We start from the raw sequence: 12749 nt of genomic DNA, 5'->3' as shown, positions 1-12749 counted from the left end.
GGTGATTATAAACATCAATTGATTCCGTTCCTAGCGAGGAGAAACGGAATCGCGTGGTCGACAAGCAATTTATTGTGGATTATTACAGTCGCTTGCTGAGTGGATGCGCTATTTATCTAATAGCTGTTGGATCTGTTCGAGGATCTGAAAGCCTAGCTTTCCTTTGCTGTCCAGTGGCAGCGATTTTTGGCCACCTTGCCAGTAAAGCTGAAGCGCATTATTGCTGCTGTTAAAGCCTTGGCCTGCAACAGAGACATCATTTGCGCAAATTATATCTAGGTTCTTTCTCTCAAGCTTACCGCGCGCGTATTTCTCAACGTCTTGTGTTTCAGCTGCGAAGCCAACGGTGAATGGGCGGTTTTCCTTCATCGAAGCGACCGAAGCAACGATGTCTGGATTTTTCACCATTGGGATGTTCATCTCATCATTGCCATCGGTTTTTTTAAGCTTCTGAGTGGCAACGGACTCTGGGCGGTAGTCAGCCACAGCAGCACAGCTGATGAAAATATCGTGTGTCGGAGCTTTGCCTGTCACTGCATCAAACATATCTTGCGCGCTTTCGACGTTAATTCGCGTTACTTGTGTCGGCGTTGCTAATGAAACAGGGCCACTGATTAAAGTGACTGAAGCACCTAATTTGGCCGCGGCTTCTGCAATGGCATAGCCCATCTTGCCTGAGCTGTGGTTAGTGATATAACGCACGGGGTCAATCGCTTCACGTGTCGGGCCTGCCGTGATCAGTATAGATTTTCCTGCTAATGGCTTTGGCTGAAAGAAGTCTTCACAGTGGTGAACGAGCTGCATAGGTTCTAGCATTCGACCTGGACCAACATCTCCGCAAGCTTGCTCTCCCGCTGCTGGGCCCCAAATCTCAAAGCCACGGCGAGTGAGGGTCGCAATGTTCTCTTGAGTCGCTTGATTACGGTACATCTGTTGATTCATTGCGGGAGAAACCGCAATCGGAGAATCAGTGGCAAGGACTAACGTTGTGAGTAAGTCATTGCCCATACCTGCACTTATTCTCGCGATGAGATCAGCCGTTGCTGGTGCTAACAATACTAGGTCTGCCCATTTTGCGAGTTCAATGTGCCCCATCGAAGCTTCCGCCGCTGGGTCGAGTAAGCTGTCGGACACCGGACGCCCAGATACCGCCTGCATGGTGAGTGGAGTGATGAACTCTTTTGCTGCATTGGTCATGACGACTTGCACTTGTGCCCCGCGTTCAATCAGTCGACGGGTCAACTCTGCACATTTATAGGCAGCAATGCCGCCGCTAATGCCTAGTAGGATCTTTTTTCCTTCCAAGGTCTTTTCAGTAACCAATGTTTGCATGATTTGTTCCTCAAAAATTCTGCGACTTACGATATCAGATACTAAGAAATGTGCCTAGAACCTGAATTAAGAAGCCTTTGATACTTATCAAATAACTCAATTACATAATTGGGTTAAGTCGCTTACAAGGCGTGACTCAGAGTCTGAATCGGTCTCAAGGGGACCTTAATCTGAAGAATTTCCTTTCAAGAGTACGCCGAATGTCATTAAAGCTACTGCCTAGTGAATCCATGCCGAGGGAAAAGTTGTTAGCTCGAGGGCCTCAATCTTTATCTGATGCTGAGCTCCTGGCAATTTTTCTGCGCACAGGAACACAGGGAATGAATGTCCTGGAGTTGGCTGACTTCCTAATAAAGGACTTTGGGTCATTGAGAAAGCTGTTTTCAGCCAGTGAACGAGAGTTCTGCCAGTATAAGGGTATGGGACAAGCCAAGTACGTACAATTGCAAGCGGTGTTGGAAATGACGCAGCGTTATTTAGCGGAAACCCTTGTCCGTGGAGATGCACTCACGAGCCCACAACAAACCAAGTTATATTTATCAAGTGTGCTACGCGACAGGCAACGCGAAGCCTTCTATATATTGTTCTTAGATAACCAGCATCGCGTGATTAAAGATGAAGTCATGTTTGAGGGTACCATTGACGCGGCCTCGGTTTATCCTAGGGAAGTTGTTAAACGGGCACTTCATCATAATGCAGCAGCATTAATGCTGGCGCATAACCATCCTTCTGGTGTTGCTGAGCCCAGTCAGGCGGATCGCAGAATCACTCGGCGATTAATGGATGCGTTAGCGCTGGTGGATATACGTATTTTGGACCATTTTGTGGTTGGAGATGGGGAAGTTGTGTCATTTGCGGAGCGTGGATGGATTTGAATCACATTTTGGCTTGTTAGTTGCTGGGAATCTGCTATGATTCCGGCCACATTTTAGAACCTTAAATCAGCTCTGATTACTCAAGCAAGCTGCTCTGCACAAAAAAAGATCACGAAATCCTTAAAAAGGATCTGTTCGGGTCTTGAGCAATGCACGTCAAGTTAGTATAATGCGCGACCTTTGATAGCCTTGTATGGATTTTCCATAACGGTTTTTAACCTCTATTTTCTTAATAGATAGAGAGGTTCGGCCACCAAGGTTGATATCGAGCTGAAACGATTGGAGAAGACATTCATGTCCCGAGTATGCCAAGTAACTGGTAAGCGTCCAGTAACGGGTAACAACCGTTCACACGCACGCAATGCTACTAAGCGTCGTTTTCTGCCGAACCTACAAACTCATCGTTTCTGGGTAGAGAGCGAAAAACGTTTTGTTAAACTACGTCTAACTGCTAAAGGCATGCGTATCATTGATAAGAAAGGCATCGATGCTGTTCTTGTTGATATTCGTGCACGTGGCGAAAACGTTTAAGAGGAATTAAGCAATGGCTAAAGGCATTCGTGAGAAAATTCGTCTAGTATCTTCTGCAGGTACTGGTCACTTCTACACAACTGACAAGAACAAGCGTAACATGCCAGGCAAATTTGAGATCAAAAAGTTTGATCCAGTAGTTCGCCAGCACGTTATGTACAAAGAAGCTAAAATCAAGTAATTGATTGCTAATTTGTAGACAGTGTTAAAAACCTAGCTTTCGAGCTAGGTTTTTTTATGTCTGCAATTTATGTATTACGGAAGAGGATAGAATCAAACGCCCATAACGAGATATACTTTGGGTGAACGACGGCAGTAGAAAGGATACCCCATGAGATATCGTGGTCGCAGATGGAATAACATTTTAATGTTGAGCGTGATCGCCTTCATGGTGGTGCTCAACCTTCCAACATTGATCAAGCATTTTCTTATTGAAGAGCCTAATCGAATTAATCCCTATTTGTTGAACCCAAACAATGAACTACAAGCACTCTACACATCTCAATGGTCGTTAGAAAATACTGACTCAGGTTGGACGTTAGTGCCTGAAACTTCCATATCCCCTGAGGAACTGCTGCTACGCTGGAAAAGTATTGTTGGAACCGAAGTGGATCAAGACACCTACGACAACTTAAGCCCAAGCTTGAAAAATCCAAGCACGGTCGAGGTTTGGTATGTGGATCAAGAAGAGCCGCACAGGCTGACGTATTATCAAACTCCTCAGTTTTGGCTGTTGAAAAACTGGCAAGGGAAATGGATTGCCGTGTCGGTCGAAGAAGGCTATCTACTCCCTCAATAAGCTATTTTTATTTCCGTTTATCTCTAATCTTACCTAGGAATCTTTGATGCCTGAGTTACCAGAAGTTGAAGTTAGCCGAATGGGCATAAGTCCACATTTAGTTGGCCAGACTATTCAATCGCTTACGTTCCGTACTCCTAAACTGCGTTGGGATATTCCTCAAGAACTAAAGAGTTTGGAAGGAGAGGTGATTCGCTCTATTTCTCGCCGAGCTAAATATTTGCTGATTGAAACAGATAAGGGGACGGCTATTGTTCATCTTGGAATGTCTGGTTCACTTAGAGTTCTTGATGCTGACTTTCCTGCTGATAAACACGATCACGTTGATCTTAAGCTGACTAATGGTAAAGTTTTGCGATACAACGACCCGAGACGCTTTGGCGCGTGGCTTTATTGCTCACCAGGTGAGTCGCACACTGTACTAGAAGGATCTGGGCCTGAACCTCTTACTGATGACTTCAATGCGAACTACATTGCTGAAAAAGCTAAAGTGCGTAAAGTCGCGGTGAAGCAATTCATTATGGATAACAAAGTGGTTGTGGGCGTTGGTAATATCTATGCCAACGAAGCCTTGTTCTCTGCAAAAATCCACCCGTTACGAGTAGCAAACAAGGTAACCAAAGCTGAATGGATCTTGTTAACCGATGAGATCAAGCAAGTACTCGTGACGGCTATCAAGCAAGGTGGAACGACGCTTAAAGATTTTGCACAAGCCGATGGTAAGCCGGGCTACTTTGCGCAGGAGCTGCAAGTTTATGGTAAAGCAGGTGAAAAGTGCCCGAATTGCGAAGCGTTGATTCAAGAGCTAAAAATCGGGCAGCGCAATACGTTCTATTGCGAAGAGTGCCAAGTATAGAAAATGGCACTATAAGTATTTAAAGTTTTTGCCCCGATTTTTCAAAATATTTTTGAGCAACAAGTAAAGAGATAAGGCGCTCTTGCCTTGCATCTTTAAATTGTTCGACCCATTGATTTGCATTATTTATGATGGTTTCTGCTTCTTCTGGGTGAGCGATGAAATAACTAACTTTTTCCGGTAGATCTGAATAATCATCTTTTAACTCGACATAGTGATGACCTGCTTTTAGTTTGCCTTCCATAAACCAAGTTTCATATTTTGGTTTAGACATTAATACAAGGGAATTTGATGACATGGACCACTTCAAATTTGTAGCCACGTCGTTCCCTTCTATTGCTAGAAGAAATTTGTATTGAAGTTGCTCTTCAATAGACATATACCCTTTTTCCCAAGGTTGTCCTTCATAAGGACGAGTTTGCCCTAAGTTGCACATTGGGTGATTATAGAACTGTTTTATGACTATTTGCCTGTGAGGTTGGAAACCAACACCTCGCCACGCCACCATATCTTTTTTATCTCTGAAGCTTAATGTGTCGTTTACAAATTGGAAGTGACGAATGGCGTTCAGTTTTAAAACCACACAGTTTTGATTCTCACCTGCTATTGGTCTACTTTTTAAGAAGCTAGGTTGTTCAGGTATGTGTCTAATGTCACCATTTAAAACTGAGAATCGGTTTTGAGGAGCAAAGCCTTTGATTACTTTTAATAAATCGAAGTAGTAGGTATTACCACCGGTTTTCTTAAAATTCTTGACAGTCTGCACGTCGTCATTAAGTTCAAAAGGCTTTGATAGCTTATTGTAATAATTGACGCGGCTTATCACTTTTTCTTGTTTTTCTTGCTCCCAGCTAGCAAGCAACTTGGAAGCTTTGTAACGGAATACCATAGGCGGGATGATGGACATCAGCCCGTGACTTACATAATATTTAAATTTTATAAGGCTCATTTTTCGACCTTATCTCGTATCGCAAGGTTGATAGTGCTCGGGACAAAAGGGCTTACATCGCCGCCATGGATAGCAACCTCTCGAACTATTGTAGAGGACAAAAACGCATACTCCTCTGAGGGGGTTAAGAATACACTCTCAATGCCTGGTAAGAGCTTCCTATACATGCTAGTTAAACCAAACTCGTATTCGAAGTCTACGGTAGTTCTTAAACCTCTAATTAAGATAGATGCGTCTTGAACTTTGGCAAAATCGACCAACAACCCGCTAAACCCAGCGACTGAAGTGTTTTTTATGTGAGAAGTGGCTTGTTCAATGAGTTCTACCCGTTCAGGCAAGCTAAACATGGTTTTTTTTGAGGGACTGGCAGCGACACCTATAACAACTTCGTCAAACATTTTTGCAGCGCGTTCAATGATGTCTAAGTGACCGTTAGTAATTGGATCAAATGTGCCAGGGTAAATAACTTTATTAGTCACAACCTTTCTCACTTATAAACTGATTGATACCATTTTTACAAAAGGTAAGTTTTTGATTAATTGTATTCTCAAGTATTGCATCGTTTTCTGGTAAAGAGCCCCGGGAATTCTCAGGGTGATAAAGGTGATAACCGACTCCTGCAAATTTTAAATACAAACGATTAATGCCAGTGTTGAGCATGCGGTGTACAAATTCACTGTCCTCTCTGCCCCATCCAACAAAGTCTTGATTAAAACCATTTATATCAATGACATCCGATTTCCAGAATGCCATGTTGCACCCTCGAGTTGCCTTGTCATTATTTCGTATATATGAAAATACTCCGGCAAGAAAACGGTTTGATATACAGTTTTTACGATTACGAATATCTTTGGAAAAAAATGATGGTATTGATTTTTTTCGCATTAGTTGTTTACTGATTTCTTGGCCGAGTAGAGCTCGACCGCCTTGGACAAACTGTTGTTTTTTAGCTGCTCTGATGTGTGATTCAATAAATGTCGGGGAAAGAAGGATATCGCCGTCGATCATTATTATGTAATCACCACAAGCCTTTGCTATTGCCCGATTTCGACTCATTGATAAACGGAAACCACAGTCTTCGTGCCATGAATGAACAAGAGGTACCGGAAAAGAGCTTTGATATTGTTGGATTAACTCTACGGTGTCGCTTTTTGAACCATCATCGGCAATAATAACTTCGTCTGGTAGTACACTTTGTAATTTGACACTATTTAAAACCGCGCTTAATGCTTCTTTCCAGTTATAAGTCGTAATAATTAGGCTACATTTCATTTTTTTTCTGCTCTGATCGTAGGTATAAATCGATGTATTTGATAAACGTTGAGTGAGTTGCTAGCCAAGCTAGAATAAACCCATGTTTTCCGTCTAAAAACCCTCGTTTTAATATGTACATTTTTATAAAGCAGCCTAAAGCATGCGTTAATGCTGTTGATAAGCCAGATTTCTTTTTTCCTTCTCGCTCATCCGTCCAAGCTTTCAAGTAACCAGTTGTTTTATTTATGTAGTGATGAAGGTTGTCATAGGTGAAATGTAGTAATCGTCCATTGAGTTTTTGAACGTCAATGTCATTATTTAGCACAACTTTTTCATGCACCAGAGAGTCGTTGTAACGACCTTCGTTTACTTTATAGAGTCTCGTTACCCAGTCAGGAGACCAGCCTGAGTAATTAATGACTTTGCCAAATGCATCGCTTAATCTATTGATTTTATAAGCGGTTTTTGGGTTGGATTGCTCTACCGCTAGGATGATTTCTTCTTTTAGCTCTGGAGTAACACGCTCATCTGCATCTAACCATAGGACGAAATCAGACGTTACATATTGCTGAGCTATTTGACGTTGAGTGCCAAACCCTTGCCAATCTTCATTAACAAAAAACTTATCAGTGTACTCAAGAGCAATATTTTTAGTGTTATCTGTACTACCGGAATCTAGGATAACAATTTCGTTAACCCAGTCGTGAACAGTTTTCAAGCAATCTCGAAGGTGCTTAGATTCATTTTTTACAATAAGTGCAACTGAAAGGGTTGGTTTGGTCACAATAATTACCTGTTTAAGGGGGTATATAATTATACAGTAAGATGGAGTTAACAATACGTAGCTGGGAAGCAAAATTATGGTACGACTTTTGGAATACCACGATACCTCAAAGTTCCTTTACTACGCGTTCAAACATCTCAATTACTTGCTTACTTGATATCCTTTGCATTGCAAGGGGATCTTTTACTCGAGTTCGCCACGGCAGTTGTTCTGGCGATTTATCATGTTCAGCTTTAATCGCCTCTTGATACGCTGAAACCACATACTCTTGATAGTTGTATGGGCCTGTTCTTTCTGGGTTGTGATGTGCATATAAACCAATAATGGGGGTGCGCATAGCATTAGCCATATGAGTAGGCCCGGTATCTGGTGCGATCACTATGGTAGCTTTGTCAATGAGAGCTAGCATTTGTAACAGGTTGCTTTTTCCAACGAGGTTTTGACAAGGTGAGCTTAAACTCTTTTCAATATCTTGAGCTAATTCGACTTCAATCTTTGCTGGGCTTCCTGCCAATGTAACGTGCCAGCCTGACAGATGAGCGTGCTCGATAACATCAACATACCCTTGTCGTGTCCAATTCTTGTACCCTTTACTCGCAGCTGGAACAATAACTAGGTTCTTATTTGAGTTAGATAGTTGTTCTTGCGCCCATATTTTGTCCGCTTCTGTACAGTTTAAAGCCCAGGTCGGGTGAATTTTGGGTACTCCTAAAGTGTGAGCAAAAGCCATCAAGCCATCAAGTACATGCATTGTTGTTGGTGACTCGACTTTTGTATTAGTGAAAAAATTCTGAAAGTCTTGGCAACGCTTGGCATCAAACCCTAATTTGTACTCGGCATTGATACCTAGAGTAGCGACGCTTGCTCTAAGGGCATATTGCATATGTAGGAGAGCATCAAATTTACGTCCTTTCAAAGATTTCCAGAGTTGAATATAGCCTTTTATCCCTGCTTTTTTGTCGAACACTATGACTTCTACGTTGTCTATCGATTGAAGTAGTTGAGACTCAAGCTTGCCTGTTATCCAAGTTATCTTTGTTTGTGGCCAGTATTGCTGAATCGACTGAACCGCTGCAATGCTATTACATACATCGCCAATTGCGGAAAGGCGCAATATGCAAAGGGATTTTGGGGCGGATTTGAATAAAGACATATAGCAAACTCTATCGATATGATTAATAAGAATTATGCAGTTGAGACCTAGGAATGTAAAATAAAACCATCTATTGAAATTGGTACCCTTCTTATGCAAACACTCAGACTAGACAATCAAGTTATTTGGTTTGACCAAACCGTGATTGATGAAAAGCAAGTGCAGTTTGCGTTTGATGCTGGCTTTTGGCGAGACAAACATCGCATCATTGGCAGTGCCTCTGGACGAGGTACTACTTGGTTTGTTCAGTTGGAGTCAACTCAAGCCGCACTACGGCACTACCGACGTGGTGGATTGTTTAGTAAACTCATTGAAGATAGCTATTTGTTTCGTGGAGAGGAAAAGACTAGAAGTTTTCAAGAGTGGGTACTTCTTGATTACCTTCGAGCTGCTAATGTTCACGTACCAAAGCCGATTGCTGCTCGTATAATAAAAAATGGTTTCACTTATAGAGCGGATTTGTTAAGTGAAAAGGTGGCAAATGCTCGTGATCTTGTTGCTATTCTTAAAGATAAGCCATTAACGAAAACCATGTATCAGAAAATCGGTGATGAGATTCGCAAAATGCATGCTGCGCAAGTAAATCATACTGACCTGAATATCCATAATATTCTAATTGATGATGTTGGCAAGGTTTGGATTATTGATTTTGATAAATGCTATCAACAACAAGGTGATGCTTGGAAACAAAGTAATTGGGTCAGACTGAGAAGATCTTTCGAAAAGGAGCGTGTGAAACACGGTATCTTTTGGAATAAAGCTGACTTTAATTACATGACTAACGATGAGATCAATCTAGATGGTTAGTTGCGATTTTCCTTGCACGCATGACTTAGATTACAAATTATTAGAGTATAGATATTAATATGAATTCCATTCTCCCCCTTATAGGTCGTTCCGAATCTCTTTTTCCGCGAGATATCTCTAGTAATGAATCTGAGTTGTCACAAATCGTTGCGGAATCCAGTTTCCTTGTTCTGGGCGGCGCGGGCTCAATTGGTCAAGCCGTTACCAAAGAAATTTTCAAACGTAACCCTAAGAAGCTACATGTTGTCGATATTAGTGAAAACAATATGGTAGAGCTTGTTCGAGATATCCGTAGCTCATTTGGTTATATTGATGGTGACTTCCAAACATTTGCTTTGGACATTGGTTCTTTAGAGTACGACGCATTCATCAAAGCCGATGGTAAGTTTGATTATGTATTAAACCTATCTGCGCTTAAGCATGTTAGAAGTGAAAAAGATCCTTATACACTGATGCGCATGATCGATGTGAATGTTTTTAATACCGACAAGACGATCCAGCAATCTATTAATGCTGGTGCGAAAAAGTACTTCTGTGTTTCAACAGATAAAGCTGCAAACCCAGTCAATATGATGGGAGCATCCAAACGTATTATGGAAATGTTCCTGATGCGTAAAAGCGAGCAAATAGCAATCTCAACTGCTCGATTTGCAAATGTGGCATTCTCTGATGGCTCGCTACTTCACGGATTTAATCAACGTATCCAAAAGCGTCAACCTATCGTGGCCCCAAACGACATCAAGCGTTACTTTGTTACTCCTCAAGAGTCGGGAGAACTATGTTTAATGTCTTGTATCTTTGGCGAAAACCGTGACATTTTCTTCCCGAAACTGAGTGAAGCTCTACATCTTATTTCGTTTGCAGATATTGCGGTGAAGTACTTAGAGCAACTTGGTTTTGAACCTCACCTATGTGAAACAGAAGAAGAGGCTCGCCAACTTGCACACACGCTTCCAGAGCAGGGCAAGTGGCCATGTTTGTTTACTGCAAGTGATACAACGGGTGAAAAAGACTTCGAAGAGTTTTTTACAGACAAAGAAGAGCTGGATATGTCTCGATTCGAAAATCTGGGCATCATCAAAAATGAACCTCTTTATGAGCAAGATCTTCTTACTTTGTTTGAAAACAGCATCTCTGAGATGAAAGGTGAGCGAGCTTGGACTAAAGAGCAGATTGTGAAGCTGTTCTTTACCATGATCCCTGATTTTGGGCACAAAGAGACGGGTAAATACCTCGATAGCAAGATGTAAGTGGAGTATTCAATGAAAGCGAAATCTATTGTTGAATTTGTGAGAGATACTTACAAAACAGACGAATTTATTCCCCTACATGCACCAACGTTTGATGGCAACGAAAAAGCGTACGTAATGGAAACGATTGAAAGTACATTTGTTTCCAGCGTCGGTAAGTTTGTTGATGATTTTGAGAAAAAAATTGAAGCTTACACTGGTACCGCCAAAGCAGTAGCGACAGTGAATGGTACTGCAGCATTACATGCTGCATTGTATATGGCTGATGTGCAAAGAGGTGACCTGGTTATTACGCAAGCTTTGACTTTTGTTGCAACCTGCAACGCTCTTTATCATATGGGGGCTGAGCCTGTTTTTCTGGATGTATCTCCAGTGAGTTTAGGATTGTGCCCTAAAGCTGTGGATGCATTTTTAGAAGATAATGCTGAAGTCACAGATGTGGGGTGTATTCATAAAAAAACAGGCAGAAGAATCAAAGCAGTCGTACCAATGCATACGTTTGGTCACCCTGTAGAGCTTGATGAACTAGTTGCCGTTTGCTTGAAGTGGAACATCACGTTGGTTGAAGATGCCGCAGAAAGTCTAGGCTCGTTCTATAAGGGCAAACACACCGGTACTATTGGCGATTTTGGTGCTGTCAGCTTCAATGGTAATAAGATCATCACCACAGGCGGTGGTGGCATGGTGTTATGTAAGACTCAAGAATTAGGTGCGCGTACTAAGCATGTCACGACGACAGCAAAAGTTCCTCATCCGTATGAGTTCTTCCATGATGAACCTGGCTTCAACTATCGTATGCCAAACCTGAATGCAGCTCTAGGATGTGCTCAGATGGAAGTTATCGAGCAGTATTTGAAGCAAAAGAGATTGCTTGCAGAAGGCTATAATAACTTCTTCAAAGGTACAAATTTTAACTTTGTCACTGAGCCTGAGTATGCGAAGTCAAACTATTGGCTAAATGCAATCATTTGTCCGGATAAAGAAAGTCGCGAAGAGGTACTTAAAGACACAAATGGTTCAGGCGTGATGACTCGACCTATTTGGCAGCTCATGCACAGATTACCTATGTTTGAGAATGCAATACGTGGTGAGCTAACGTGTTCAGAGTTTATTGAGGCGCACCTAATTAATTTGCCTAGTACTCCAATACTTCGAGCTAGATGATGACTGATATTACAATTAGAGATTTACCCTCGGATATCTATTACCAACGAGGATATTCCGCGTTGTATGAAGGTGAAGGTGAACACTTTGAATTTAAGTATAAAGAAGGTGATTCCAATGTGCAGTTTTGTGCTCTAAAACGCCGTATCAAAAGTGTTTCAGGCAAAGAAATTGACGAAGAGTTATATGATTTAGAGACTCCATATGGTTACGGTGGTCCAGTTTCGAACTCATTAGATGAGCAGTTTTTATGTCGCGCTTTTGGTGCCTACAGAGATTTCTGTAAAGAGCAAAATATAGTATGTGAATTTATCCGTTTTCATCCATTTAACTCTTTGGGGAATATAGCCTCGCTTTTCGACATGAACGTACCAGAAAGGCAAGTGGTCATTGTCGATTTGGAAAAAAGCACCGAAGAACGACGGAAGTTATATTCAAAAACGACAAGAAATATAATAAAAAAGGCTGAGAGAAAACTCACAATAGAGACGGGATCAGTCGAGCTTTCCAGCTTTACGGAAATGTATTACGAAACGATGCAGAAAAACTCTGCAAGTGACTTTTTTTATTTCCAAGAAGATTATTTTAATGCTCTGAGCGTTCTGGAAGGAGTCGACTTACTAGCAACGAAGAAAGAGAGTACTTTCACCTCTATCGGCTTTTTTATGTGCGGGAAAGAATTAGCTCACTATCATTTGTCGGCGAACAACCAATCGTTAGCAAAAGAAAATGGTAACTACCTGCTGCTTGATGCCGCTTTTGAACATGCCAAAAGAAAGGGCTGCCGTTATATGATGCTAGGTGGTGGTAGAACGTCTTCTCCTGATGACAGCTTGTTTAAGTTTAAGTCGAAGTTCTCACCACTTACGATGCCATTCTATATTGCGGGCTTAGACTTTCTTCCTGAAAAACGTCAAATGCTGAATCAAATATGGGCTGAACAACATAAAGATGTAAGCCCTCCAAAACTATTTCAATTATACCGAGCTTAGAGG

15 protein-coding genes are annotated in these 12749 nt (G+C 41.7%); 9 read left to right on the top strand and 6 right to left on the bottom strand.

What is annotated here, in order from left to right:
- Window positions 1-108: 108 nt before the first annotated feature.
- Complete coding sequence (coaBC, locus tag ELZ11_RS18175; protein WP_137358799.1) at window positions 109-1332, bottom strand: bifunctional phosphopantothenoylcysteine decarboxylase/phosphopantothenate--cysteine ligase CoaBC; 1224 nt, start codon at window positions 1330-1332, stop codon at window positions 109-111.
- Between the two features lie 200 nt (window positions 1333-1532).
- Here coaBC and radC point away from each other — a divergent pair, with 200 nt between their 5' ends.
- The 5 genes from radC (at window position 1533) to mutM (ending at window position 4393) form a co-directional block, all read left to right on the top strand.
- Window positions 1533-2207 (top strand): RadC family protein, encoded by a 675-nt coding sequence (gene radC / locus ELZ11_RS18170; protein ID WP_137358798.1) that lies wholly within the window; start codon window positions 1533-1535, stop codon window positions 2205-2207.
- 294 nt (window positions 2208-2501) lie between these two features.
- Window positions 2502-2738, top strand: coding sequence for a 50S ribosomal protein L28 (gene rpmB, locus ELZ11_RS18165; protein WP_004728407.1), 237 nt, complete (start codon window positions 2502-2504; stop codon window positions 2736-2738).
- 13 nt (window positions 2739-2751) lie between these two features.
- Window positions 2752-2919 (top strand): 50S ribosomal protein L33, encoded by a 168-nt coding sequence (gene rpmG / locus ELZ11_RS18160; RefSeq protein ID WP_002535344.1) that lies wholly within the window; start codon window positions 2752-2754, stop codon window positions 2917-2919.
- A 150-nt stretch (window positions 2920-3069) separates the two neighbouring features.
- Window positions 3070-3537 (top strand): hypothetical protein, encoded by a 468-nt coding sequence (locus ELZ11_RS18155; RefSeq protein WP_137358797.1) that lies wholly within the window; start codon window positions 3070-3072, stop codon window positions 3535-3537.
- Between the two features lie 46 nt (window positions 3538-3583).
- Window positions 3584-4393, top strand: coding sequence for a bifunctional DNA-formamidopyrimidine glycosylase/DNA-(apurinic or apyrimidinic site) lyase (mutM, locus tag ELZ11_RS18150; RefSeq protein ID WP_137358796.1), 810 nt, complete (start codon window positions 3584-3586; stop codon window positions 4391-4393).
- Window positions 4394-4412: 19 nt separating this feature from the next.
- On the opposite strand, the gene ELZ11_RS18145 is transcribed toward mutM, so the two are convergent.
- The 5 genes from ELZ11_RS18145 to ELZ11_RS18125 form a co-directional block, all read right to left on the bottom strand.
- The gene (locus ELZ11_RS18145; protein WP_137358795.1) at window positions 4413-5342 is read right to left on the bottom strand and encodes a glycosyl transferase family 90; all 930 of its coding nucleotides are present in this window, start codon (window positions 5340-5342) and stop codon (window positions 4413-4415) included.
- Entirely contained in the window at window positions 5339-5821 is a 483-nt protein-coding gene (coaD, locus tag ELZ11_RS18140) for a pantetheine-phosphate adenylyltransferase (protein ID WP_137358794.1), read from the bottom strand. The genes ELZ11_RS18145 and coaD overlap by 4 nt, the downstream gene beginning before the upstream one ends.
- Window positions 5814-6614, bottom strand: a complete 801-nt coding sequence (locus tag ELZ11_RS18135; protein ID WP_137358793.1) for a glycosyltransferase family 2 protein — start codon at window positions 6612-6614, stop codon at window positions 5814-5816. The genes coaD and ELZ11_RS18135 overlap by 8 nt, the downstream gene beginning before the upstream one ends.
- The gene (locus ELZ11_RS18130; RefSeq protein ID WP_137358792.1) at window positions 6604-7380 is read right to left on the bottom strand and encodes a glycosyltransferase family 2 protein; all 777 of its coding nucleotides are present in this window, start codon (window positions 7378-7380) and stop codon (window positions 6604-6606) included. The genes ELZ11_RS18135 and ELZ11_RS18130 overlap by 11 nt, the downstream gene beginning before the upstream one ends.
- Window positions 7381-7486: 106 nt before the next feature.
- On the bottom strand, window positions 7487-8533 hold the full coding sequence (locus ELZ11_RS18125; RefSeq protein WP_137358791.1) for a glycosyltransferase family 9 protein: 1047 nt from the start codon (window positions 8531-8533) through the stop codon (window positions 7487-7489).
- 93 nt (window positions 8534-8626) lie between these two features.
- On the opposite strand from ELZ11_RS18125, the gene ELZ11_RS18120 reads away from it, so the two are divergent.
- The 4 genes from ELZ11_RS18120 to ELZ11_RS18105 are packed head-to-tail and all read left to right on the top strand — an operon-like array spanning window position 8627 to window position 12746.
- Complete coding sequence (locus ELZ11_RS18120) at window positions 8627-9340, top strand: 3-deoxy-D-manno-octulosonic acid kinase (protein WP_137358790.1); 714 nt, start codon at window positions 8627-8629, stop codon at window positions 9338-9340.
- Window positions 9341-9399: 59 nt separating this feature from the next.
- Window positions 9400-10590 (top strand): UDP-N-acetylglucosamine 4,6-dehydratase, encoded by a 1191-nt coding sequence (locus tag ELZ11_RS18115; RefSeq protein WP_137358789.1) that lies wholly within the window; start codon window positions 9400-9402, stop codon window positions 10588-10590.
- A gap of 12 nt (window positions 10591-10602) precedes the next feature.
- On the top strand, window positions 10603-11754 hold the full coding sequence (locus ELZ11_RS18110; RefSeq protein ID WP_167494718.1) for a LegC family aminotransferase: 1152 nt from the start codon (window positions 10603-10605) through the stop codon (window positions 11752-11754).
- Window positions 11754-12746: a GNAT family N-acetyltransferase gene (locus tag ELZ11_RS18105; RefSeq protein ID WP_137358893.1), complete on the top strand. Its 993-nt coding sequence runs from the start codon at window positions 11754-11756 to the stop codon at window positions 12744-12746. Before ELZ11_RS18110 ends, ELZ11_RS18105 begins: the two co-directional genes overlap by 1 nt.
- Window positions 12747-12749: the final 3 nt, after the last annotated feature.

Source organism: Vibrio profundi (assembly GCF_005281835.1).
In the GTDB taxonomy this organism is placed as follows: Bacteria; Pseudomonadota; Gammaproteobacteria; order Enterobacterales; family Vibrionaceae; genus Vibrio; species Vibrio profundi.
This window is presented reverse-complemented; position numbering and strand designations above follow the sequence as displayed.

Bases quoted from the DNA above. Each gene is read 5' to 3' on its own strand.
- coaBC (WP_137358799.1), bottom strand. From the start codon at position 1,332: ATGCAAACATTGGTTACTGAAAAGACCTTGGAAGGAAAAAAGATCCTA.
- radC (WP_137358798.1), top strand. From the start codon at position 1,533: ATGTCATTAAAGCTACTGCCTAGTGAATCCATGCCGAGGGAAAAGTTG.
- rpmB (WP_004728407.1), top strand. From the start codon at position 2,502: ATGTCCCGAGTATGCCAAGTAACTGGTAAGCGTCCAGTAACGGGTAAC.
- rpmG (WP_002535344.1), top strand. From the start codon at position 2,752: ATGGCTAAAGGCATTCGTGAGAAAATTCGTCTAGTATCTTCTGCAGGT.
- ELZ11_RS18155 (WP_137358797.1), top strand. From the start codon at position 3,070: ATGAGATATCGTGGTCGCAGATGGAATAACATTTTAATGTTGAGCGTG.
- mutM (WP_137358796.1), top strand. From the start codon at position 3,584: ATGCCTGAGTTACCAGAAGTTGAAGTTAGCCGAATGGGCATAAGTCCA.
- ELZ11_RS18145 (WP_137358795.1), bottom strand. From the start codon at position 5,342: ATGAGCCTTATAAAATTTAAATATTATGTAAGTCACGGGCTGATGTCC.
- ELZ11_RS18135 (WP_137358793.1), bottom strand. From the start codon at position 6,614: ATGAAATGTAGCCTAATTATTACGACTTATAACTGGAAAGAAGCATTA.
- ELZ11_RS18125 (WP_137358791.1), bottom strand. From the start codon at position 8,533: ATGTCTTTATTCAAATCCGCCCCAAAATCCCTTTGCATATTGCGCCTT.
- ELZ11_RS18120 (WP_137358790.1), top strand. From the start codon at position 8,627: ATGCAAACACTCAGACTAGACAATCAAGTTATTTGGTTTGACCAAACC.
- ELZ11_RS18115 (WP_137358789.1), top strand. From the start codon at position 9,400: ATGAATTCCATTCTCCCCCTTATAGGTCGTTCCGAATCTCTTTTTCCG.
- ELZ11_RS18110 (WP_167494718.1), top strand. From the start codon at position 10,603: ATGAAAGCGAAATCTATTGTTGAATTTGTGAGAGATACTTACAAAACA.
- ELZ11_RS18105 (WP_137358893.1), top strand. From the start codon at position 11,754: ATGACTGATATTACAATTAGAGATTTACCCTCGGATATCTATTACCAA.